Origin of the sequence: Chitinophaga qingshengii, assembly GCF_014529935.1 — a bacterium.
In the GTDB taxonomy this organism is placed as follows: domain Bacteria; phylum Bacteroidota; class Bacteroidia; order Chitinophagales; family Chitinophagaceae; genus Chitinophaga; species Chitinophaga qingshengii.
In genome coordinates, this window is record NZ_JACVFC010000003.1 from 561,359 (window position 1) to 587,037 (window position 25,679).

Consider the following 25,679-nt stretch of genomic DNA (forward strand, 5'->3'; position numbering starts at 1 on the left):
TTTATTGGTAACCAGCGGTTTGTTTCAGGTTCGGGTTCAGGTCTATCTGTGTTTTCGGAATAGGGAAATAGAGCGGTATGTTTTTACCGTTGAGATTGGGTACTTCCGTATACACATTGATGGTGCCGGCAGTATGAAAACGAACCAGGTCGGGCCATCTTTTCTGTTCCAGCCACAGTTCCCGGAAACGCTCGTCCAGTATTTCCTTCTCCACACTGGTTTTATCCATGGCGCCGCTGTAGTTACCGATACCGGCGCGTGTGCGGGTGCGGTTGAGTGCTGTAACGGCCTCGGGTATACGATTTAATGCTGCCAGGGCTTCTGCCTTCATCAGGAAAATCTCAGCAAAGCGATAAATCACGATATCGGCATCATAGAACCAGTCGGTGTCTTTGGTACCCCTGAACTTATTGTCAAACACACCGATTAATTTGTTATTAGGCCCCATGGCTTTGATAAAGGAGGCATTTTTCCTTTTGTCTGCCGCGTCGCTGAATGTGGCTTCCAGTTTAGGACTGGGCATGTACTGGCTACGGGCGCCGTTTTTAGCGGCTGCGATATCATTTTTGTTGATAGCATCCTGTACAAAGATATCCCTGGGTTTCAGCTGGCTGCCATACATGTCGCTTCTTTCATCTTTCTTAAAATAAACAGAAAAAATGATTTCTGCATTCGCCCGGTTGTTGGTCGCAAAAATAGTGGCGAAGTTATCCAGCAGGGTCAGTCCGGGAACGCTTTCTACCTGTTGCAGGGCTGTCAGCGCTTCCTGCAGGTCGGTATCGGAACCTTTGAGCACTTTGGTTTTCCAGAGCAGGGCATCGGCTTTCAGCGTAAAGGCAGCGGGTTTGGAAGCACGGCTCTTGCTCGCAAAAGTGCCTTCGGGGAACAGGCTGATGGCGGCATCCACGTCTTTGAGTATCTGCGCCATCACGTCGGCCGCGGCAGCCCTGGATGGTTGTTGCTGATTACTGCTGGCTACCGGGTCCAGCATGAGGGGCACATCGCCCCAGGTCCGTACCAGCCAGAAATACGTGTAGGCACGGATGAAATATGTCTCTGCCATGGCCCGGTCCCGGTCAGTACCGTTGGGGAAGTTGATGCCCGGCGCATTTTTCAGCAACAGGTTGCAGTGATAGACAATATTGTAGAAGTTAAGCCAGTTGGGCGCATTGGCGCTGTTGAGGTTCTGCTGCCAGGCAGTGGACATACCACCTTCCAGTCCTGCGATAAAGGCATCACTTCTGTCTTCCATATAATAAGTGGTGTTGAAGTAGTTTTTATCGCCGTTGGTACCCCGCAACAGGGCGTAGATACCGGTCAGATAGCCCGTCACGTCGCCGGGCGATTTCCAGTAGCTGGCATTGGTGATATCTGAAACGGTATTTACTTCCAGCACTTTGTTACAGGAAAAAGAGGGTAGTAAAGCGATCAGGCAGCTATATACTAAAAAACGTTTATTCATGATCGTTAGGTTGTCGTTAGAAATTAACTTTTACGCCAAAATTGTACTGACGGGGACGTGGGTACAAACCCGGATCTACGCCGGTAAATACTTCAGGAGAGAGGCCGTCATATTTGGTGAAGTAGCAGATGTTGTACACGCCGCCAAATACATCGATGCTGCTGATGCTGGCTTTCTGCAACAACGCTGCCCGTATGCTGTAACTCAGTGATATTTCACGCAGCGCCAGGTAATCGCCCTTTTTATAATAAAGGGAACTGTTACTGGCGGTACCGTCATTGCCTAGGCCGTTGGAGGCGCGGTTATGGTTTTTGAAGTTATAGTCGTAATCGCTTTGTACGGTGTATTTGGGAATGCTGGCCTGGTCGCCATCTTTTTTCCATATATCGTTGCCGGTCACATCGGTGAGCGCCTGGTTGTTGTTGCGGGAGCTGCCATTGGCTTTACCTCTGAAACCGTTGTCTATCACATGTCCCAGGGCATAGTCGGCCACAATGCGCAGACTGATACCTTTGTAGGTCAGTGTATTCACGATAGCGCCCTGTTTATCCGGACGGATGTAGCCCATGAAAGTCATGTCGCGGTAATCGATGGTATCGTTGCGGTCGAAATCGTGCCAGATGGCATCGCCACCGGTTTTTTTGCGGCCATTGGCTTCTATATCGCGCGGTGCATTGGCGGCGTCTTTATCAGAAGCGTATACCCCATCGAGTTGGTAAGCCCATCGGCCGCCGAAACGTTCGCCTTCAGCGAGACCGCCTACTTTCACATATTGACCGCTGTTGGGATCGAAGATATAGTTACCGCCAATACGGTTCTTCGCTTCGCCGTTAGCCGGCAAAGACACGACGGTGCCGCGGTTGAAGGCAAAGGTGATACCGGTGTTCCAGGTGAACTCCCGCGATTTGACTGGCGTAGCATTCAGTTCTATTTCTATACCACGGTTACGGATAGTGCCGTAGTTGCTGCGGATTTTACTGAAGCCGGTAGTGGCATCCAGCGGTTTATCGAACAGGCGGTTATCTGTGATTTTATTGTAGAAGTCCAGCAGGATGGTGATACGGTCTTTGAATAAACCGATATCCAGACCGGCATCTACAGAAGTAGTGGTTTCCCAGACGAGATCGTTGTTGGGCAGCACGGTATTGAGAATACCGGTATTACCCATATAACTCAGCAGATTGCCGTTTAAGGAAGGACTGTATTGCCCTTGCGAATCGAAGATAGACAGCGCGTTGTTACCAGCCTGGCCCCAGCTGCCCCGGATCTTCAGCTGGGAAACGACCGGTTGCAGGGAGGCCCAGAAATTTTCATGGTGCAGGTTCCAGCCGGCAGATACGCCCGGGAATGCGGCCCAGCGGTGATTGCCGGAGAAACGGGAGGAACCGTCGCTGCGAATGCTGGCGGAGAACAGGTACTTATTATCGAAGTCATAGTTCAACCTGCCGAAATAACTCATCAGTATTTCTGTGGACATGGAAGTGGACGTACGTTGTGTTTCCACTTTAGTCGCGTTGAGCGTCGGAATATTATCATTCGGTGCGCCGTAGCCGCTGCCGCTCATGTTGTAGTCGTAGTCGTTGATATAACTGGTACCGGCCATTGCGTTGAAGTGGTGTTTACTGCCGATGGTTTTATCGTAGTTGAGCACCGCGTCTGCCTGCGTATGCCTGTTGAGGTTATGCGCCGCAGAAGCGTTCCTGTTGGGATTGGTTTCATTAAAAGCTTCAAACCGGTTCTCTTTGCCTTCGGTGGTAAACCAGGCAAAGGAAGGAGAGAAGCGCAATCCAGGGAGGATGTCCCAGTCGACTCCCAGCTGGAACGTAGTACGGTATACTTTGATATCGGTGTAACGTTCCTTGTAATACACTTCGTGCAGGCGGCTGCGGAAGGAGGTCACACCTTCTCCCGGGGCGGGCGTACCGTCTTCATAATAGAGGCGATAGGTAGGCGGCATGGTCACCGAGCGGCTTAATACGTTGATATCATTGTTGGGTGAGTTCATGTAGCGCACCGAGTAACCGATGTTGGTATTGAATGACCACTTATCGCTGATTTTATAGGTACCGTTGAACAAGCCGTTGTAGTTTTTATAAAACGTACCTGTGATGATGCCGTCCTGGTTGCTATGGCCCAGTCCGAGGTAATAGGTGCCTTTATCGCTGCCACCGCTGACGCTGACATCGTATTGTTTTTTGGTACCGTTTTGAAAGGTCACGTCCTGGTAGTCGGTGCCTTTGAAGAGAAGCTGTTTATTGGTTACCGGGTCTGTCATGGTTTCCCAGCCTTCCTCCTGGAGGAGGTGGTCCACATAGGCCTGACCGTAGTTTTGTACATAGGTGTCCAGGAACTCCAGGGTATTTTTGGAGTTACGCGGATTACCGGTAGACATGCCATAGCGGCCACCGGTGAGATAGAAATCGGGGTTGGTTTTGTTGTAGTCCATCGTATTCTTGCGGCTTACATAGATGTAGTCGCGGGCGTTGAGGAACTTATATTGTTTCGCCTGTTGTTCCAGGCCGTAGTTAAAACCGAAGCTGACGCGAGGTTTGCCGGCTTTTCCGGATTTTGTTTTGATGATGATGATACCGTTGGCAGCTCTTGCACCGTAGATAGCGGTGGAAGCGGCGTCTTTGAGTACCTGTACAGATTCGATATCATCGGCATTCATATCGGAGATGCTGCGCATGCCTTGCGACACCATTCCATCGATGATGAGCAGGGGTGCATCTTTTTCCGGCGAGGAGGTGGTACCGCCGCGGAGGAATATCTGTGGATCGGCGCCGGGCTGGCCACTGTTGACCTGCAGCGTAAGGCCAGGTACCTTGCCCTGCATTTGCAGCAGCGGGTTTTGTCCGGGTGCGTGTTCAAACTCTTTGGAGTTGACGCGGGAGATAGCGGTGGTGAGTGTAGCGCGGGATTGTTTACCATAGCCGATGGCGACCACTTCATTCAGTGAAGTGGATTTTTCCGACAGCGCTACCGATAGTTGGGTGCGTCCGTTGACCGGTATTTCTTTGGTGTCCATACCGATGATGCTGAAGAGGAGTACAGCGTCGGCGGGTACCTGCAGGCGGTAATTGCCGGCTGCGTCGGTGACGATACCGTTTTGTGTGCCTTTCTGTAGTACTGTTACGCCTGGCATGGGGTGGTTAGCTGCATCCGTGACTTTACCGGTGACGGCTATCTTTTTTCCCGTGGTTGATTCCTGTGGCGGATGTTGTTGTGCCTGTACCGGTAAGAAAGAAAACCAGGTAAGGGCTACCAGTAAGCAGCTGGCGGGCCACTGTAAACGTGGTAGATGTTGTTTTTTCATAACCGTGAATATTTTAGATGTTGGTTGGGTTTTGTGCATTTTAAGTATTACATATGTCGCTGCAGGTGGATGAAATGGGTGGTTTTGCAGGTATTTCTTTAATATGTAGTATTTAAAATCACAAAACAGGTGGAATATTGGCTCATTGTTCCTTAAAAGTATATAATTTAATTTATTTGTAGTACATATTAATCTGAAATAATAGCTTTATTGATAGAAAATTGTCTGTAATTCAGTAAAAAGATTATTTTTAGGAACAATTAAAAACAATAAATACTACTTAATCGATGCAAAAAGACCTCACCCTGGCGGAGCAGATTGAACGTAAAATTCTCAAGTACATCTCGGAGAAAGGCTATCAGCTGGGAGATGCGTTGCCGAAGGAGAATGAGTTGGCAGAAATACTGGGCGTAAGCCGGGTAGTATTGCGGGAAGCCCTGAGCCGGCTGCGTATTTTGGGTTTTATTGAAACAAAGCGTAAGCGGGGTACGGTGTTAACGTCGCCGAATATATTTTACGGGTTTAAGACGATCCTGTCTTCCGGCACGCTGGACAAGGATTCCATGAAGGACTTGTATGAAGTGCGGTTGATGCTGGAAATAGGCATGGCCGATTTTCTGTATCTGCATAAGGAGGAACGTTACCTGAACGATTTACAGCGAATTATTGAGGAGGAGAATATGACGGTGGATTCGGAGCAGCTAACGAAGCTGGATATACGTTTTCACAGTACCTTATATAAGATGTCCGGCAACAAATCCCTGTATGCTTTTCAGAACCTGCTCAATACTTTGTTTGCCACGTATGCACCACGTCGTAAGGACTGGAAAGTAAAACAAATTATCTCTCATGAGTCTCTGCTGGAAATTCTGCGATGCGGTACCCCGGATGCTTTCCGGACAGCGATGCGGTTACATCTGAATACACGGTTTGAGAATATGGATACCCTGTTTCCGGCAAAGGTGAGCAAACCGGTAGAAGAAGAGGAAGAGTAATTCGCAAATATAACATAAACGGGTATACGTTATTTGTTGCAAACGTATGCACTTCCTGTTACCTATAATGCCCCTCGCAGGGATGGCGTGTTATTACTATAACACGTTTTTTTTGTTGCAGAAATACTTCTTTTTCCTATCTTGTATGTCTGTTCCATTTTAAGATATTGTCTAATTAATTAACTGCCAATTGGTCTAGCTTAAAAATAAAATTATTACAATCGATTGTTTTTTATATTTTTGAAAAAACAGTACCACGTTTAGAAAAGCACAAAGTGTAGCATATACGCTTAAAAATACGTATCAGCCAAAAACAAACATTGCCGGGAATGAAAGCCTGGCAGGATTAACAGCAAAAATTTTATCATCATTCGTAAAACAACCAAAGTTTAACTAGCCACTATTAAGGACTAACGGTAATCATTCAGAAAAAAGAGGATTTGTAAAATCGCGGATTTTAAATGCAAACGTTTGCTGACAGGTGGGGATCTATTCTCCGTCCGGCCCGTGCATATCCCTTATACAGCTTTAAATAAATTCCAATTATGAATAATCAATCACCACGTTACCGGACTTTCCGTAACGACCGCGCCAGCTGGTGTTTGGTAGCCCTCATGGCTACCGCCGGGCTTTTCTGTGCAGGCACGGCTAAAACCTATGCAGCTGCGGCATCAGCTTTCCAGACGCCCCAGGAGGAGCAACGGTTCATCACCGGCGTCGTAAAAGATGAAAAAGGCCAGGTATTACCCGGCGTCACGGTAACGCTGAAAGGTACTTCCGCTGGCTCTGTCACAGACCCGGAAGGAAAATTCACGCTCAAAACAACTGCTAAAAACGGTACCCTGGAATTCAGTTCCATGGGCTTCGTGAAACAACAGGTAGCCTACACCGGTCAGAAAACCATTAACATCACCCTGACGACCGATCAGAAAGCACTGGGAGAAGTGGTGGTGGTAGGCTACGGTACCCAACGCAAAGTCAACCTGGTAGGCGCCGTTTCGGCCCTTAAAGTGGATGAGAAAATTACCAGCAGAGCATTACCCAACGCCTCTTCTGCACTCTCGGGACTGGTACCCGGCCTCTCTGCGGTACAATCTTCCGGTATGGCCGGCAGAAACAGCGCCAGCCTCGTTATCCGCGGCCTCGGTACGGTCAACAACGCCAATCCCCTCATCGTGGTGGATGGCATGCCGGACGTGGATATCAACCGTATCAATATGAATGATATTGAAAGCATCTCGGTGCTGAAAGACGCTACCTCTGCTTCGGTATACGGTTCCCGTGCAGCCAACGGCGTTATCCTCGTTACCACCAAATCCGGTAAGGGACAACGTAAAACGGCGCTCAATTTCAACGGCATGTACGGTATTCAACAACCTACACGCGCCTACGATTTTATGGCCAACTACCCCCGTGCCCTCACGCTGGAACAACGACTGGGCCTCGTGAGTACGCTCCGCGATAACCTGACTTTTAAAGACGGTACCATCGATCAATGGATGGCCATGGGGATGATAGATCCGCTGCGTTACCCCAACACCGACTGGTGGAATATTATCATGCGCACCGGTACTTCGCAGAACTATAACCTCTCTGCTTCGGGTGGCAACGACGTCTCCAACTTCTACCTGTCCATCGGTGTACAGGATGAAAAGGGCCTGCAGATCAACAACGACTTTACCCGCTATAACGCACGCTTCAACTACGACTATAAGCTGCGTAAAAATATGAACACCGGTATCCGCTTTAATGGCAACTGGTCCAAGTTCACCTACGCTTTGGAAGATGGTTTTACCGATACTTCTTCAACGAACACGGCAGGCTTCGATATGCGTTATGCTATCGCGGGTATTACTCCCTATGATCCTGTTACCGGTAAATTTGGCGGTGTGATGGCCTACGGCGAAGACCCACAGGCATATAACCCCTATGTGGTGTACACGAATTCGCTCAACCGGCAAAACCGCCAGGAGGCAAACGCCAGCGTATACCTGGACTGGACGCCGCTCGCCGGCCTTACCGGCCGGGTGGATTATTCGCTGAATTATTACAACCAGTTTGTCTACGGTGCGCCTATCCCTGCTACTGCCTTTAATTTTCAATCAGGCATCAACGGTAGTCGTGTATACGTAGGCGATAATGCCGGCATCAGCAATATGACCTCTACCGGGTATAAAACCATGCTGAATGGACGGCTCACTTATCACAAAGCATTTAACGCCAATCATGACCTGACCATCACCGGCGTATACAGCGAAGAGTACTGGTATGACCGTTTGCAGGGCAGCGGCCGCAATGATCGCCTGTTTCCCGGTTTACATGAAATTGACGCTGCGCTTACCTCTATTCAAACTACCAGTGGCAGCAGCTCTACAGAAGGTTTGCGTTCCTATATCGGTCGTGTTAATTACACCGCATATGACCGTTACCTGTTTGAAGCCAACTTCCGTTATGATGGTTCTTCCAAATTCCTGCCCGGACACCAATTTGGTTTCTTCCCCTCTGTGGCCGTGGGCTGGCGCTTCACCGAAGAAAGTTTCCTGAAGCCTTTCCTCGATCGTTTCCTTACCAGCGGCAAGTTCCGCGCTTCCTACGGCCAGCTGGGTAACAACAGCGGCGTAGGACGTTACGAACAGCAGTCTACTTTATCCGGCAGCCATTATTATATCGATAATGCGGTGGTAAAAGGACTGGTATATAAAAAGATGATCAACCCGGATTTCACCTGGGAAAATACTGCGGTCTTCAACCTGGGGCTGGACCTGAGTTTCCTCGATGGCCGCCTCAATGCTGAACTGGATTATTACAACCGTCTGACTACCGGTATGGTAAGGCCCTCTGATATGTCGTTGCTGCTGGGCGGCGCGTATGCAGCCCCGCGCAAAAACATCGGTAACCTGCGGAACAAGGGCGTAGAGCTGAACCTCAACTGGTCGGACCATTTCGGGCCGGTAAAGTATGGTGTGAACCTCAATGCATCCTATAACCGCACTACGCTGGAGAAGTGGAACGAGTATCTCGGTCGCGGCTATACGTTCCTCGATATGCCTTACCACTTTCTGTATGTATACCAGGACAAAGGCATTGCACAAACCTGGCAGGACGTTTACAACAATACACCGCAGGGCGCTTCTCCCGGCGATGTTCTTCGCAAAGACGTAAACGGCGACGGCAGAATTGATGACAATGATAAAGTGGCCTATCCCAATGTGCAACGCGACAGGCCTACTACCAACTTCGCCATGGGCTTCAATGCTTCCTGGAAAGGATTTGACATCGCGTTTTTGCTGCAGGGCTCTGCCGGCCGTAAAGATTTCTGGCTCAACAACTACAATGATGTGAATTTCAGCAGCAGCCGTTATGCGGCGTCGTGGTCACACTGGACCAATCCCTGGTCAGTAGAAAACCGGGATGGCGGCTGGCCTCGTATAGGCGGTGGCGGTGGTAACAGGGAAGAGTCTACGTTTTGGCTGGATAACCTCTCTTACCTGCGCCTGAAAAATATCCAGCTGGGTTATATGTTACCTGCCAGCCTGATGAAACGCATTGGTATCAATAGTTTCCGCATCTACGGTTCTGCTGAGAACATTGCCACCATCACTTCTTTCCGTGGCCTTGATCCGGAACAGACCGGCAACAAAAGCAATGCTTATCCGCTGAATAAATCCTATTCTATTGGTGTAAATGTGGGACTCTAAAGTTGTAATCATGAAAAAGTATACTTCAACCATACGTATAATAGCCGCACTGACCGGCATGGTGATGTTGGGTGGCAGTTGCACCAAACACTTGCTGGATCAGGATTCCACGATGGAGGTAGGCGACAATGTTTACTGGAAAACAGATGCCGACGCTACCGCTGGTATCATGGGAGCTTATGCCGATGTAAGACCGCTCTTTGACCGTGACTATTATTTCGACGGCCAGGGAGAGTATGTGCGTACCCGTGGTACCAGTACCGTAAAGGACGACCTGCAGCATGGCGGCGCTTATGTAGTGACCACCGGTGGTACAGGTTACAGTCCATCCGGTTTTGGTCAGCAGTTTGATGCCATGTACAAATACCTGTATGGTGGTGTGAACCGCGCCAACTATGTGATTGAAAACGTTAATAAAATGATCGCAACAGGTTCCAACGTTTCCGTACCCAAGCTGGAACGTATCCTGGGAGAAGCGCGCCTGTTACGCGGTATGGTGTATTTCCGGCTGATTTCCATGTGGGGTGATGTGCCTTATCTGAATCATGTAGTGACCGATAATAGTGAAGTGCTGACACTGTCGCGTATGCCGATTGCACAGATCAAAGATTCTATCATGGCAGATTTTACCTATGCCTTTGATAAATTGCCGGCGAAATCCGACCAGGTAGGACGTGCTGCCAAACCTGCTGCACTGGCTTTCCGCGGTAAGCTCCAATTGTTCTGGGCTTGCTGGAATAAAAACGGATGGCCTGAGCTGAGCACCTTCAAACCAAATGGATCTGCTGCCACTGCCGCTTACCTGGCTGCTGCAGAGGATTTTAAACATGTGATCAACGATTTTGGGCTGGACCTCTTCCGGGGCGGAGCACCGGGTAATGTGGGTAAAATGGGCAGAGCAGATACATTACCAAACTATTATTACCTGTTCACACCGGCAGCCAATGGTGACGGAGAGATGATCATGTCCTTTGCCCACGGCGGCACCGGTACTTTCCAGGGAGAAGAGCTGATGCGTGATTTCGCGGGCCGTTCCCATGAAGGTTCCCAGTGCTGGGTATCTCCACGGTATGAAATCGCGGACCGGTATCAATCTACTGTTACCGGTGACTTTGCGCCGAAGATGATTCCGCTGAATCCATCTACTGTGGCGGATGCGCGGACCAGGCTTAATTCTGCGGTGAATCCCAACAGTTATGCCAACCGCGACTATCGTATGAAAGCCTCCATCATGTGGGATAATGAAGTCTGCGTAGGGATGGCCTCCCTCAAATCTACCGGCTGGGTACCTTTTATCTATAAAACCTGGGCGCAGCCTATCGTGATAGACGGTGAAACATTTCTTTCCTATAATACGGATGGAACCAACTCTGGTTATGTATTCCGTAAGTTTGTGCGTAACTATGCCGGTCAGGGGCGCAGTGATGGCGACTATGCCTTTCCTGTAATGCGGTTGGCCGATGTATATCTTATGTATGCCGAAGCCACCAACGAAGTGAATGGTCCGCAAGCCGATGCCATTGCGTTGGTAAACCGCATTCGTAATCGCGGTAACCTGCCACCGCTGGCAGGCAGTAAAACAGGCGATAAAGTATCATTCTTTGCCGCTATTGAACAGGAGCGCATCGTAGAACTGTATGGTGAAGGTCAGCGCCCGTTTGATATACGCCGCTGGAGAACACTGGAGAAAAACTGGAACCCGCCAGGGGGCGCCGGCGTATGGCGTATAGACACCTGGGGCGCACAGCAGCAGCGGTACTTCCAGAACTCCACCGACAGGGACATGGCGCAATGTTACATCTTTAAGATACCGCAGAGTGAGCGTGACCGTAACCCGAATCTGACACAGAACACGCCGTGGATGTAGTCATTATCTATCTACCTAAAAAACGACAAAAGATGAAAAAATATGCCATCATAGCCAGCCTCCTGTTCATAGCAGCCCTGATGGGAAGCAGCTGTAAGAAAGAGAAACCCATAGATGAAGATGGTCTGCTGATTACCACCCGTGCAGAATGTTATGTCAGCAATTTCGAACTGCTGGGCGCCGACTTCCAGACAGTACGTTCCAAAGCGCCGGTAATCGACACAGTAGCTTGTACTATTAAGCAGGAAGTATTCTTCGGCACCGATTTAAAAAATCTCTGGCCGCAGTTCACCCTCGTGACTGATGCCAAGCTGGACCCGAAGATCACCGGGAAAGTGGATTTCTCTGACCTGGCCAATCCGAAAACATATACCGTGATATCCGGCAATCGCCAGGTAAGGAAGACCTATACCGTTATTATCACCGTGCAAAAGTGAGTTGCATTTAAAACATGAATTATGACAGGTAAATATTTTTCATATATCTCCCTGCTGGGTGCAGCGCTGTCGCTGATGACCGCCTGTTCCAAAGATGGGGACTATACTATACCTACGCCTAAAAATGAGTTGCAGAACGATTGTATCAAACGTTCGCTGGGACCCAATATCGTAGGGATCAATATCGAATTTGCCTATGCGATGGCCATACCGGCCGCCAAAGGGAAACTGGTATCAGCACAGGTAGTAGCGTCTATTCCCGGTGTACAGGTGAATCCCGGCGACAAGCCAAACTCCGCTACCTATCTGCAGGACAGCTCCTTTTATACCAACGGCAGCGGAGTAGATGTGCCTATCAAAGTAGGGGACCGCTCCGTGACCAAAGACGGGGCCAACGTGGTAACGTTTACCAAAGATACCAATGCCGTCACACTTCGTTATTTTTACCGCATACCCGAAGAGGCAAGAGGTAAAACGGTAAGCTTTACTTTCTCCGCTACCAGCAGCAATGGGGAAACTGTGACCTATAAATCAGGTCCCTATACCATTGCGAAGATGGACATGGCGCTGAACCTGTTGCCTACCAATAACAACAAGTGTTACCTGTCCGTCGCGGATATGAAGTTGTACACCGCTGCAGAAGCCGCCGCCAATCCTGATAAGATAGACCTGGTATACCTGTACCGTAACCTGGCTGTTCAATTTGGTCATGCGCTGGTAGCGCCGGCTGCGTCCAAAGATTATCTGCCGGGCGTAACACTTCCGGCTAACGTGAATAGGGATACGAAGTTGAGCAAAGCCTGGAACGTACAGGATTTCCACCTGGCAGGACTGAAATACGGCACCACTTTCGTAGATGATGTGGACTTTGAACAACGCGATATGTCCACCTCGCCTGATTTTGCGCTGGGATTAAAAGAAGAGGCCGGCGTATGGGTAGAAACCGGCGATGGTCAATACCGTGCGTATATTTTTGTCAATAAGCTGGATAATACCGCACAATCGGCGCGTATCAGTATCAAGCGCTACAAGGTGAAGTAATGTCCTGCTGTACAGCGGATAGTGAATGGTGAGCCATATAGCCGTTCATTATCCGTTGTTTTTTTATAAAGAGAAATTCCACATATGAAATATGTTCTCCTGTTAAGTTGTCTGTTGACAGGCATGATAGCCAACGCACAATCCTTTGTACATCCGGGCCTGAACCAGACGGCTGCCGATCTCGCCTATATGAAAAGTTGCATCCTAAAGGGGCAGGAGCCCTGGAAGAGCGCTTATGAGCGGATGAAAGCCGCTACGGATACCATGCATCGCGCCGGCGCCTACACGCATGTGTACCGGGGGCCTTATGGCAAGCCCAATATCGGCGGCGATGCGCTTTCCCATGATGCCAACCTCGCTTATAATGCCGCATTGTTGTGGTATATCACGGGTGAACAAAGTTATGCTGACAAGGCTATCGGGGCCATCAATGCGTGGTCGGAACAGTTGTGGGATTTTGATTACAACGATGCCAAACTGCTGGCAGCATGGACCGGGCATGTGTTCTGCAACGCAGCTGAATTGCTGCGCGACAATCGCTCCGGCTGGAAAACCGCCGACAGGGAGCGTTTCCGGCATATGTTACAGACTGTTTATTATCCGTTGTTACGATTTTATTATCCGCAGGCTAATGGTAACTGGGATGGAGCTATCATTCACACCCTGCTGGCGATTGCCGTGTATACCGATAACCGGGAACTGTTTAATAATGGCGTAGATCATTTTTTACATGGATCGGTGAATGGTAGTGTCTTCAAATATATTTATCCCAGCGGCCAATGCCAGGAGAGTATCCGGGACCAGGCGCATGTGCAGCTGGGACTCGGAGAATTTGCCGGTGCCGCGCAAATCGCCTATACCCAGGGTGTTGATCTTTTTTCCATTGCCAACAACCGTATTGCTTTAGGATACGAATACACTGCTGGCTTTTTGCTGGGCCAGCCCACACATTGTTATGGCGTCATATCCGAGCGTGCGAAAACCTTGCGCGACGATTATGAATATGTATACCGGCATTACCAGGCACAAGGCATTTATCTCCCTAATATCCAAAAGGCGGCAGACAGCGTGCGTGCAACGGCTTCCCGCAGTGTGCTGACAGCTACCAGGGTACCTGCCGGAAAAGAAAACCAACGCCATGCAGCACCGGTGGCTAGTGTTATTGGATATATCGCAGGCGCTACCTTTCAAGGCGGTAATTTGTTGAAGGAGGTGATCCGCGTATCACCGGGTGCTTCTATCCAGGAGGCGCTGGATAAAGCCGCGCTCAGTAAAGGCACGGTACTGGTTACCAAAGGGATTCACACCCTTCCCGCCACTTTACGTATACCCTCGGGCGTTACACTGGCCGGAGAGGGCCTGGGTACCGTATTATTTCTGGACCCCGCTTCCGGTATGCGTGATGCGATCGTAAATGCCAGCGAAGATTTGCATGATGTGACCATCCGCGACCTGGTGATTGAAGGCGCCGTAAAAACCGATCCAGGTACAGACCCTAACGGGAGCCGTTCCTTTAAACCTGCCGGCAACCGAGGTGGTATCATTTTTCGTGCATCCGATGCCGTGCGTATGCGCGGTCTGGGATTGCAGCGGGTGACGATTCAGAACTGTACTTTCAATGGTTTGCTGATCAGTGGGGCGGACGATGTACAGCTTGACCGTTGCGACTTTAGTGAGAACGGATCTTCCGTAGTGCCGGGTCCGCGGTTACAACATAATGTGCTGCTTACGCATTGTAATCGCATAGCGCTTCGTAGTAGCCGGCTGGCCACGTCGCCTTTCGGCAGCGGTTTGTCGCTGAGCGAGTGTACGCAGGGAATGGTTGACAGTTGCGAGATAGCGCGTAATGCGTGGTATGGGGCTACGCTTTCCGGCTGCAAGGATATTGTATTACAGCATTGCCTGGTAGAAGGTAATGACAATGGCGGTATCTTACTGGAATCACTGTATACCGGCAACGAGCAGGTACAGATCAGCAATAATCAGATGCAGTTCAATGCCGGTGAAAGTGTGGCCGCTACCGGCTGCATGCGTTGTCAGCTACAGGATCATCCGCAAACGTTCCTGTTAAATCCGGCGGTATTGCAGCAGCATCTGCAACGGATACAAAACGGAGATACCGTGTCGCTGGCTGCTTTAAATGGTGTGAAGAAGGCCGCGGAGAAGATTTTGCAGCAACCTGTCTATTCCGTTATGCTGAAACAAAAAACACCACCCAGTGGCGACAAACATGACTACATGAGCGTAGGGCCTTACTGGTGGCCGGATTCTACCAAACCTGACGGGCTGCCGTATATACGCCGGGATGGTCAAGTCAATCCTGAACGTTTCGGGATACAGGATGCGGAGTATTATACCGCGTTATGCAAAGACGTATATACGTTGGGGGTAGCCTGGTATTATACCCGTGATCCGCGTTATGCTACACATGCCGCAAAGATGGTCCGTACCTGGTTTTTGGACCCCGCTACCCGCATGAATCCTCATTTGAATTTTGCGCAGGCTATTCCCGGCATCACCGAAGGGCGGGGGATAGGGCTCATAGATACGCATAACACACCCTTGTTACTCGATGGGTTACAGTTGCTGAAACCCGCTCCGGAACTGCCGGCGGCGGATTTCATCGGCATACAGACCTGGTACCGTCGTTTCCTGGAGTGGATGCGTACCAGTCCCATAGGGCTCGACGAAGCCGATGAGCTGAACAACCACGGCACCTGGTACGACGTACAGGCGGTATCGATAGCCTTGTTTACCGGTCAACCTGCACTGGCGGCAAGTATTCTCGAGCGTGACACCAAATCGCGCATCGATCGTCAGCTGGAGCCAGATGGCCGTCAGCCGCTGGAGCTGGCGCGTACACTTTCGTGGAACTATTCCCAGATGAACCTGCAGGGGTTTCATCAACTGGCGCAGCTGGCAGAGAAGGTGAACATCGATTTATGGCATTACCAGAGTCCCGGGAAAAAGAGCCTCGAAAAAGCTTTTACGTGGATGCTGCCTTTTGCAGTCGGTCAGCACCCCTGGATTTATCAGCAGATAAAGCCGATGAGTACCGGCGGATTCCTGGAACTGGCCATGACAGCCCGGAGCCGGTATCCACAGGTGGACCTGTCTGCTTTATGGCAACGTAATTCTTTTGTACCCGGTGATTTATACCGTCTTACTTATCCGCTTGACTGATATTTTATGCGATCATTTTTTTGTTGGATGATAGGGCTGCTGCTGTCTTTGCCCGCTGTTTCACAGGATTTGCTGAGCAGTAAATACACTACTGCGCAGTTGGAGCAACAGCTGATTCCCCGCGCGTCCTGGTTGCCGTTCCCGCCTGCGGGAGACCCGGCCTGGAGCGCCATTGCTGCAGATGTAGTCCGTAAGGCAGAAGGTTATCTGCGTTATGAATGGCCGGGTATCCCGGCCACCACCTCACTGCTGATTGTCCGTACCGGTAACCGCAGCGATTACCAGGCTATTGCCAACCGTAAACGCGATGTGCTGGCTACACTGCTGCTGGCGGAGATATACGAACACAAAGGCCGTTTTATCGATGATATCATCAACGGTGTATGGTCTGTTTGTGAAGAATCTTTCTGGGGCGCCTCGGCGCATCTGCCCAAAAGTGGCGATTATGCTGGTCTTCCGGATGTATCAGATCCTTTTGTAGAGCTGTTCTCTGCTGAAACTGCCACCTTGCTGGCGTGGGTAGACTACTACGTCGGTCCTCAGTTAGATGCCGTTTCTCCCCAGGTACGGAAACGCATATACTACGAAACCAATCGGCGTATCTTCGAACCGCTGGTAGCCAAACATCATAGCTGGATGGGTAGCAGCAGCAGCGCCGGCCGCCGGCCCAACAACTGGAATCCCTGGATCTGTTCCAACTGGCTGAACGCTGTACTATTGCTCGAAAGGGATGAACACAAGCGGGTGCAAACCGTGCAACAGATCCTGCAAACCCTCGACCATTTCCTGAATCCTTATCCCGCAGATGGTGGTTGCGATGAAGGTCCGGGTTACTGGGGCGCTGCCGCCGCTTCCCTCTATGATAACATCGCCCTGTTGAACCTGGCTACCCACGACGCTTTCAACTATGTTTTCCAGGATGCTAAAGTGCGGAAGATGGGACAGTTCATTTACCTGTCGCAGATCAGTGAACGTTATTTCCTGGATTTTGCCGATGCTGATCCGCAGCCGGGAATGGATGGTATGATGATCTATCGTTTTGGCAAAGCCATCAACGATCCGGATATGATGCGTTTTGGCGCATATTACTACCGCGAAGGAACAGGATCAGGTACCTATCATTTTTTCCGGCAGTTCTTCGCCATGTTCATGCAGCAGGAGGTGAAGGCCGCCGCCAAAGGGCTTCCGATGCCGCAAAGCGTCTGGTGGCCCGATCTGCAGGTGATGGCAACCCGTGATCATGGCGGTAACGCCAAGGGATTTTATGTGGCCGCCAAAGGTGGTAACAACGATGAGAGTCACAATCACAACGACGTCGGCAACTTCATCGTATACTATGACGGCTTACCGGTTATTATCGATGTGGGGCGTGGTACATACACCGCCCGTACGTTTAGCAGTAAACGTTATGACATCTGGTTTAACCGTTCCGATTATCATAACCTGCCGGACGTAAACGGATATACGCAGCAGGCAGGTCCTGAGTACAAAGCAACAACAGTGACTTATACGCCGTCAGCCTGCCGCTTGTCCCTGGATATTGCCAGCGCTTACCCAGCCGCAGCCGGTATCCGGCAGTGGGAGCGGAGCGTGCAGCTGGACCGGGGCAAGGCAGTACAGGTGACCGATAACTTCGCGCTTCAGGCTCCCGGTACTTTTACTCAGTACCTGATGAGCTGTCATCCGGTTAATATTATAAAACCCGGACAACTGTTGATACACACGCCGGAAAAGGATTTTCTCGTTGCTTATCCGGCAGCGATGCTGCAAGCATCAGTAGAAAAAGTCCCGCTGAAAAACATGGAAGACCAGGGGATTCAGCAGAAGTGGGGAGATAATATTTACCGGGTGAGTTTGAAAGCCGCTGCGCCTATACAACAGGGAAAAATACAGCTTCGCGTAATGACACGATAAATATTTCAGGTAACTGGTTGCAAAATATGTGGTTATATATTTGGTTGGAATAAATAATTTTATATCTTTGCACTCCCTTCAAAAAAGGGAATGATTCCGTAGCTCAGTTGGTAGAGCAATACACTTTTAATGTATGGGCCCTGGGTTCGAGTCCCAGCGGGATCACAGACAACTTACAAACCTCGCGCTAGTCGCGGGGTTTTCTTTTTTAGTTGAGCGTTTAGTTGAGTTCCTTTTATATAACCCCGATTTCTTTCCCGTACTTTATACAGGTTAATCAGCTTTTACTAAGATACAAAATATCCATATTGATATTTACTCGCCTTCTTAGTTTGTCGAGGTATCTGAACACCAACCTATCTAACTATCATATTAAATCGTTTTGTTAACAATTCATTGTAAAAGTAGTTTATGGATTCATTTCATTGTTATATATTTCATTTAATGTCTCAACAAAATCTATTTTCTTGGTTTTAATTAATACCTGGACAAATACGTTTACGAAAAATGAGTTAGTGTACGCCAACTAAAGGAACACGCCGATAAAAATCTTGGTTGATCATTCAATCAAGATTTTTTTACCCCCATAGCAAATCGTTTTGGTAACCTCTTCAAAGCTTTACGTTCTGCTTTCAGCATATTTTATCATGCCCCTATAAACAAAGCAAATTCGGTCTTCTGAACAAAGCCGTCCACAGATGCGCATTCTATCTTTGTTTCATCACAAACAAAAAATAAGATGATACAAACAAACAACAATGGTGCACTTCAACACCCCATCAACACAGGGTATAACGCCCAATCCACAACAACTGATGTCATCAAAGGAATTGATCTCAGCGGAAAGATCGCTATAGTCACGGGCGGCAATACCGGCATCGGATTAGAAACTGCTAAAACAATCGCCTCAGCGGGTGCAATAGTGATTGTTCCGGCAAGGAATGTAGAAAAAGCAGAGAAGAATTTGGAAGGCATCGCAAACATTGAAATCGAAGAAATGGATATTATGGACCCAAAATCCATTGATGCGTTTGCCGACAAATTTCTCGCATCAGGAAGACCGTTACACATTCTGATCAACAATGCAGGCATTATGTGGGTTCCGCTTCAACACGACAGTCGAGGAATTGAATCACAGTTAGCAACAAACTACGTAGGCCAGTTTCATCTTACTTCAAAATTATGGCAGGCGCTGAAACAAGCCAACGGTGCTCGCGTCGTGAATGTTTCTTCACTCGGACACCATAACGCACCGTTTAATTTCGATGATCCCAATTTTGAAAATCGCGATTATGAGACACTTCAGGCATATGGACATTCCAAAACAGCCAGCAATCTTTTTACTCTGGAATTGGACAATCGTGCCAGAGAATTCAATGTGAGGACATTTGCTGTTCACCCCGGCTCTATTGCGGGAACGGAATTAGGAAGAAACGCCGATGCGGAACAGTGGAAGAACCTGGGATTCCTGGACGACAACGGCCATATTCGTCCGGAGGTACTTACATCCTTAAAAACCATCCCACAAGGTGCAGCTACAACTGTTTTTGCAGCCACTAACCCATTGCTCAACAATATCGGCGGAGTCTACTGCGAAGACGGTGATATCGCCGAACTCTTATCTGATGATCCATCTGTACAGACTACCGCTAAACTACATCAGAGTGGTGTGCAGCAATACTCCTTAAATGACAATGCCGCAAAACGATTATGGAAGCTTACCGAAGACATGACAGGTATTCATTTCAACGTGTAGCATTCGGCCGATTGCAATAAATATCAAAAACAATTGCTTATAACACTTCAGAAATCAAATCAATTTTTTTAACGCAATTAATTCTTGAACTAAAATGGAAAATTCTAAAAAAATCAATCCGGAGGAACTGTTATTTATAAACGGTAAACTCACACCTTCCGTAAGCGGTGAAACTTACGACGTAATTAATCCGGCAACCGAAGAAGTTGTGGGTAAAGTTGCCGCCGCCGATGCGACAGATGCAGACCTTGCTTTGACTGCCGCAAGACGTTGCTTTGATGAAACAGATTGGGCAACCGATACTGCCAAACGTGCGAGGGCACTGGTGCAGTTACGCGACGGATTATTAGTCGTTGCCGATGAATGGCGTCATCAACTGGTAGCGGAGAGCGGCGTGCCGCTTGCGTTCACCTATGGCCCGATGCTGAACAGCTCCGTAGCAGATATAGATTATTCGCTGGCCCTGCTTAACAACTATAAGTTTGAAGAAGAAATTGAGGATTTGGGTTCGCCGATGGGTGGGCCTGCACGCAGAATTATACGCAAAGAGGCCGCCGGCGTAGTGGTAGCAATTACCCCCTGGAATGCCCCTGTACAAACTAATTTACAAAAAATCATTCCCGCACTTGCTGCCGGCTGTACCGTTGTACTCAAAGCTGCTAATAACACACCTTGGGCGGCAACCATGATCGGACGGGTGGCTTCACAATGTCCCGATTTGCCGGCAGGTGCATTGAACGTGTTAACTTCCGGTCCGGGTGGAAACATCGGTTCCATCCTTACCTCGGACCCGAGAGTAGATGTTATCTCTTTCACCGGTTCTACCACCACCGGAAGCCGTGTGATGGAAAACGCAGCCAAAACGATCAAGAAAACCCTATTGGAACTTGGCGGTAAATCTGCCATGGTAGTACTCGATGATGCAGATTTCGCGCAGGTTCTGCCTGCTGCCGGCTTTGTTTGTTCCAATGCCGGACAGGGCTGTGTTTTGAACACACGATTACTCATTCCTCGTTCACGCTACGATGAAGCTATTGCGATCCTTGAACCGATCTATCGTAACATCCCTTATGGCGACCCCAATGATATGAACAACGTTATGGGCCCTATGATCAGTGCTGCACAGCGAAAGAACGTGTTAAACTATATTGAAAAAGGAAAGGCAGAGGGGGCACGTTTAGTTGTAGGCGGCGGTATCCCGAAAGACCGGACAAAGGGTTTTTATGTTGAGCCGACACTATTTGCTGACGTAGATAATAAAATGTCCATCGCACAGGAGGAAATTTTCGGCCCTGTTTTATCTGTCATTCCATTTGACGATGATGAAGATGCCATTCGTATCGCCAATGATTCGATATACGGCCTTTCGGGTTCGGTGCTGTCCGCATCGTTTGAACGCGCCATGAACGTGGCCCGCAGGGTTCGTACCGGTACCATGAATGTCAACGGTGCTTTCTTCTTTTCAGCCAACGCTCCGTTCGGCGGTTATAAACAATCCGGTATCGGCCGCGAGAATGGTGTAGCCGGATTCGAGGAATATCTTGAAATAAAAACTATTGCGATCCCCGCCGGACAATAGCGTTCGGTAATTGTAAATAATACCTGAGAAAATGCTTACTACTCTGTTTTTAATACTAAAATGGTTTTTCAGAAGAAAAGGAAAACCTGTAGTCAAAAGCCACACATTCAACCCGGGATTGCCAACCATTAAACCGGATTGGAAGGGCACTCCTTTGGATCAGAACGGACTGTTCATTTATGAAGAACAGCCAACAGTCAACCGTATGGGTGATGTTGTGAAATTCATGTTCCAGAGAAATCCGCAACGGGCATTAAAGAAAGCAGATACCTGGCGAATTACCGTTCGCCGAAATGCGGATTGGATCGATGATCCTTCGGACAAAATTGTTTGGTTGGGGCATGCAAGCTTCTTTCTTCAATTATCAGGTATCAGCATTCTGATAGACCCCATGTTCGGAAAACTACCTATTGTCAGACGATATTCGGTACTGCCCGTTTCACCCGATAAATTTTCAGACATCAACTATATACTGATTTCTCATGCGCACTACGACCATTGCGATAAAAACAGTATTAAGTTATTGTCAAAGCGCAATCCGCAAGCTAAAATACTGGCAGGCCTGCAACTAAACCGGCTCATTTCCCAATGGGTGAAAAACCCGGTATTAACAGCAGGTTGGTATCAACAATATAATTTAACCAATGACTTAACAATAACTTTTTTGCCAACAAGACATTGGGCAAACAGGAGCCCGTTTGATGGCAATACAAGTCTTTGGGGAAGCTTTATGATTCAAACCGATGCGCAGTGTATTTATTATGGTGGAGATTCAGGCCATGGTTCGCATTACAAAGACATTGCCTCTCTTTTCCCTAAAGTGGATGTGGCATTAATAGGAGCAGACGCTTATGCGCCTGCTTGGTTTATGGCGCAGCACCATCAAGATCCCTATGATGCAGTGAAAGCGTTCAATATAATTGGTGCCCGATACCTGATCCCTTTTCATTACGGGACCTTTGATTCTGCCGATGAACCGATGGGGGAACCGGAGCAAATTCTCAAAGAACTTGATAAAAAAGGGAACATCAACGGACGTCTTAAAATATTGGAATTAGGTGAAGTCTTTTCGTTAGAACAAAATGAACCTTAAAGGAATTGCTGCCGTCGAACTGACATGAGATCCGATCGACTGAACCTGATCTTTCAAACAAAGTAAACCGGTGTTTAAAAAATAAAGGAGCTAAGAGTATCTTTTTTAAATGCATCTAAGATGTTTTTTTATGCTACAGGGCATTTGGATTTCCACTGATAAAATGTCGCCTGGGATGACAACCAAAACATACAGATATGGCACGGTTGGTGCGTTACCTGACTTATTGGTTAAACCTGTTTCCGGCTTTTCGAAAATTTGTGTTCCTGGTATTCTTTCAGCCGGCGATCCAACAAGGCAGAAGCGATATTGTAGTGTTCCTGGTCAATTGGTATTGCGTCTAGTACAGCTGTTGCAGCTTCGCCCCGATAGTTGCTTCGCTGTGTGGGGTCATTCAGGAAGGTAAGTGCCAGGTCACGGTCGTAAATCACATCGTGTCCACTCAGATTTTTAATATAAGCCTTGATAAATGCATGTTCGGCGGCAAAATCTTCTTCTGTCACATAGCCTCTGTGCAGGCTTTGCGCCCAGTCCAACGCGGTATTATAGCCGGAGCCGGCAATAAGTTTCCTGTCAAGCGCCCATTGCAGGAACATCAGGGCGGAGGTCTTGTAAAAGGTTTGCTCTTTCACAAATTGCTCCAGGGTACCGTAATCCATTTCGTTGTAGAGGTGGAATAGTGGATTTCTGTAATCCAGTCCCAGTACAATATCCTTAACAACTTGTTCGTCGGTGAATTCCGGTCCCCAGCTAATGTATTTCTGTTTGTCCACCGGAATGCGCCAGCGATAGAAACTTTCACTGCCATCGTCGTTTAGCCATATAGGTGATATCTCGCTGCTTTTGAGCGTTGGAGCGCCAAGGGAGGCGTTCAGGTGCTCAAAAGTGGCGTTGAAGTCTACCTGGTCCGGGAAAGTGGTCGAGGATTTATTGTTGTACCACCTGGCACTTGCCAGTCGCGGTACAAATATGCCTTTTTTGTTGCCCTGTACCAACGGGTATGCTGCCAGGTATGGCTGCGCATTGAACAACAGGTCAATTCCCAGTTTCTTGTTTTCAATCCAGTAAGAGGTTTCTGTTGAACGGTTGGAGATATAGGGCTTCTTTGGATATTTAAATCCGTGCTGCTCCAGGAAAGTAATGATGTCTGCGGAATCAATAGCGGATCCCATGAGGCTTACCAGTGTATTGAACATTCGGTGAACATTTTTCGGATAAAAATGATAAAGGCTGTAAGATAGTGAATTTTGCCACAGATCCGGAAATGCACAGGGTAGAACCGTGAAGAATGGCTTTAGCACAACTTTTGACACAGTCCCGGCGGGATTACCGCAAGATGATCAAAGATATTAAAGCCGCTTAAATCACAGGATTTATGCGGCTTTTCTGTTTTATCAGGAATATCCGGCTTAACTGAGAAAAGCTTTCTTTTATTGCTCTATGGCTTTGTTTCTCCGGTAATTCAATATCCCCATAAACAATGCTATCAGTACAAAAATACCACCTACCCATGGTGTCATATCTAGTGAGAAACTATTAACAATAATGCCTCCAATCAGCGAACCTAAAATCACTCCAATATTGAATGCCGAAACATTTACAGCAGATGCAATTCCACTGCTGCCCGGTTTGTGTTTTTCCGATAGCTGAACCGCCAATAATTGCAACGCCGGGACATTTCCGTATGCCAGAAATCCCAGCACCAAAACTAGTGCAAAAACCAACGGTTTGTTACCCAGTACAAAAGAAAGTATGAATAATATAATAGCGTGAAACAAGAAAAAATATACGAGAATTTTTGAGGGTTTGCGATTGGATAATCTTCCTCCTGCAAAATTTCCCAAAGCCACGCCAACTCCAAATATCAACAGTACCAGATTAATAAGGTTCTCCGAAAATCCTGTAATATTTTTTAAGACAGGCGATATATATGTAAATAGTATGAAAGTGCCGGTGTAAGCAAATATATTTGATAGTAACACGATGAGCACGGACGTGTTTTTGAAAACATCTGGTATATCTCTCAACTTTAATGTAGCGATTGGTTTGGGTTGAGCCGGCAGTTTAATTCCCAGGGCTATCAACCCTACCAAAGCCCAAATAATAATGGCCATAAAAGTTGTATGCCAGCCAAAATGCGTACCTACGTATGTTCCGGCGGGTGCTCCCACCACGGTGGCAATCATAAGTCCGGAAAAAACGAATGATATGGCAGTAGCTTTTTTATGCTCCGTAACCATATTGCTGGCCACCACTACAGCCTGGGCGAGAAACAAACCATTGGTTGCGCCGGTGATTACCCTGCTGATCAGCAGGGTATAGATGTTATCCGAAAAAAAGGCAATTAAATTTCCGGAAATGAATAGCAGTAGTGCTGCTATTAAAAGTTTCTTAAGCCCGATACCTCCTGTCAGCGCTGTAAGAAGCGGTCCGCCAAGGGCAATGCCCAATGCGTACATCGTAACGAGGAGACCTGTGTAGGAAACAGGTACGGATAAATCTGCCGCTATGGAAGGCAACAAACCTACAGACACAAATTCTGCGGTACCAAAGCCAAAAACGCAAAAAGTCAGGGCCCAAATGGCCGGAGGGATTTTGTTGGATATAGCTCGCGCTGTCATAAATCTGATTTTTTACTCAAAATTCAGTTATGCAGAACGGCTGCCAAAGGAAACAGATCACAAAGTGAGTGTGATAAATGTCACGGCTGTGAAGAGGTAAGCCTGCTTAATGTTTCTCGCGTGATTCCCAAATAGGAGGCTATCAGGTTTTTGGGTACACGTTGTAAAAGATCAGGATATAGTTGTGTAAAATATTCATAGCGTTGCCTGGCATTGAAGCTGATCAACGACAAAATTCTTTTTTGTGAAGCCACATAACCCGCTGTAGTTTTCTTACGAAAAAAGTATTGCATTTTTTGCATATCAGCGCATAGTTTCTCCCTGTTTTCGAGAGAAATAAAAAGTGTTTCGCTATCTTCAAAACAGTCAATGTTTAACGTTGCCTGTGTTTGGTTGTGGAAAGCCTCCGAATCGGAAATCCACCAATTCTCCGTAGCAAACATTAAAATATGTGTACCGCCTTTGCCATCAATATGCCAGGATTTCAATAAACCGTTTATGACAAAATAGTCGTACTTCACATAGTCACCTTCCTGAACAACGTATTGGTTTTTTAGAAATTTCCGATACGTAAAATGAGACAGGATGTATTCAAATTCTTTGTCAGTCAGGGTAGTAATTGTTTCTATCTGTTCTCTTAGTTTCTGACTCATTGTTATTGTCGTATACTGGTCCCGTTTCTATTTACATAATTGACCGGGGCAGCCCGGTCAATTA

General features: G+C 48.1%; 15 protein-coding genes and 1 tRNA gene. 11 read left to right on the forward strand and 5 right to left on the reverse strand.

What is annotated here, in order from left to right; all coding sequences use genetic code 11:
- Position 1: 1 nt before the first annotated feature.
- Together ICL07_RS22045 and ICL07_RS22050 are read right to left on the reverse strand one after the other, a co-directional pair.
- Positions 2–1,462, reverse strand: coding sequence for a RagB/SusD family nutrient uptake outer membrane protein (locus ICL07_RS22045; RefSeq protein WP_188090211.1), 1,461 nt, complete (start codon positions 1,460–1,462; stop codon positions 2–4).
- 16 nt (positions 1,463–1,478) lie between these two features.
- A complete protein-coding gene (locus ICL07_RS22050; RefSeq protein ID WP_188090212.1) occupies positions 1,479–4,778 on the reverse strand; it encodes a SusC/RagA family TonB-linked outer membrane protein in 3,300 nt (1,099 codons plus the stop codon).
- A gap of 287 nt (positions 4,779–5,065) precedes the next feature.
- Between ICL07_RS22050 and ICL07_RS22055 the strand changes: the two genes are divergently transcribed.
- The 11 genes from ICL07_RS22055 (at position 5,066) to ICL07_RS22105 (ending at position 22,341) form a co-directional block, all read left to right on the forward strand.
- Positions 5,066–5,773: a FadR/GntR family transcriptional regulator gene (locus tag ICL07_RS22055; protein WP_188090213.1), complete on the forward strand. Its 708-nt coding sequence runs from the start codon at positions 5,066–5,068 to the stop codon at positions 5,771–5,773.
- Positions 5,774–6,318: 545 nt separating this feature from the next.
- Entirely contained in the window at positions 6,319–9,471 is a 3,153-nt protein-coding gene (locus tag ICL07_RS22060; RefSeq protein ID WP_246485133.1) for a SusC/RagA family TonB-linked outer membrane protein, read from the forward strand.
- Between the two features lie 10 nt (positions 9,472–9,481).
- Positions 9,482–11,338, forward strand: coding sequence for a RagB/SusD family nutrient uptake outer membrane protein (locus ICL07_RS22065; RefSeq protein ID WP_188090214.1), 1,857 nt, complete (start codon positions 9,482–9,484; stop codon positions 11,336–11,338).
- Positions 11,339–11,370: 32 nt separating this feature from the next.
- Positions 11,371–11,775: a hypothetical protein gene (locus ICL07_RS22070; RefSeq protein ID WP_188090215.1), complete on the forward strand. Its 405-nt coding sequence runs from the start codon at positions 11,371–11,373 to the stop codon at positions 11,773–11,775.
- A gap of 21 nt (positions 11,776–11,796) precedes the next feature.
- Positions 11,797–12,816 carry a DUF4466 family protein gene (locus ICL07_RS22075; RefSeq protein WP_188090216.1) on the forward strand — a complete coding sequence of 340 codons (1,020 nt, stop codon included), beginning with the start codon at positions 11,797–11,799 and terminating at the stop codon, positions 12,814–12,816.
- Between the two features lie 84 nt (positions 12,817–12,900).
- The gene (locus ICL07_RS22080; protein ID WP_188090217.1) at positions 12,901–15,999 is read left to right on the forward strand and encodes an alginate lyase family protein; all 3,099 of its coding nucleotides are present in this window, start codon (positions 12,901–12,903) and stop codon (positions 15,997–15,999) included.
- A 6-nt stretch (positions 16,000–16,005) separates the two neighbouring features.
- The gene (locus ICL07_RS22085) at positions 16,006–17,913 is read left to right on the forward strand and encodes a heparinase II/III domain-containing protein (protein ID WP_188090218.1); all 1,908 of its coding nucleotides are present in this window, start codon (positions 16,006–16,008) and stop codon (positions 17,911–17,913) included.
- A gap of 92 nt (positions 17,914–18,005) precedes the next feature.
- Positions 18,006–18,078 (forward strand) — tRNA-Lys (locus ICL07_RS22090).
- A gap of 574 nt (positions 18,079–18,652) precedes the next feature.
- Entirely contained in the window at positions 18,653–19,669 is a 1,017-nt protein-coding gene (locus ICL07_RS22095; RefSeq protein WP_188090219.1) for an SDR family NAD(P)-dependent oxidoreductase, read from the forward strand.
- 94 nt (positions 19,670–19,763) lie between these two features.
- Positions 19,764–21,248 (forward strand): aldehyde dehydrogenase family protein, encoded by a 1,485-nt coding sequence (locus ICL07_RS22100; protein ID WP_188090220.1) that lies wholly within the window; start codon positions 19,764–19,766, stop codon positions 21,246–21,248.
- Positions 21,249–21,279: 31 nt separating this feature from the next.
- Positions 21,280–22,341, forward strand: a complete 1,062-nt coding sequence (locus ICL07_RS22105; protein WP_188090221.1) for an MBL fold metallo-hydrolase — start codon at positions 21,280–21,282, stop codon at positions 22,339–22,341.
- Positions 22,342–22,571: 230 nt separating this feature from the next.
- Here ICL07_RS22105 and ICL07_RS22110 read toward each other — a convergent pair whose 3' ends face one another.
- The 3 genes from ICL07_RS22110 to ICL07_RS22120 form a co-directional block, all read right to left on the reverse strand.
- Positions 22,572–23,537 (reverse strand): hypothetical protein, encoded by a 966-nt coding sequence (locus ICL07_RS22110; RefSeq protein ID WP_188090222.1) that lies wholly within the window; start codon positions 23,535–23,537, stop codon positions 22,572–22,574.
- A 234-nt stretch (positions 23,538–23,771) separates the two neighbouring features.
- Positions 23,772–24,962, reverse strand: a complete 1,191-nt coding sequence (locus ICL07_RS22115) for an MFS transporter (protein WP_188090223.1) — start codon at positions 24,960–24,962, stop codon at positions 23,772–23,774.
- 80 nt (positions 24,963–25,042) lie between these two features.
- The gene (locus tag ICL07_RS22120) at positions 25,043–25,615 is read right to left on the reverse strand and encodes a Crp/Fnr family transcriptional regulator (RefSeq protein ID WP_188090224.1); all 573 of its coding nucleotides are present in this window, start codon (positions 25,613–25,615) and stop codon (positions 25,043–25,045) included.
- Positions 25,616–25,679: the final 64 nt, after the last annotated feature.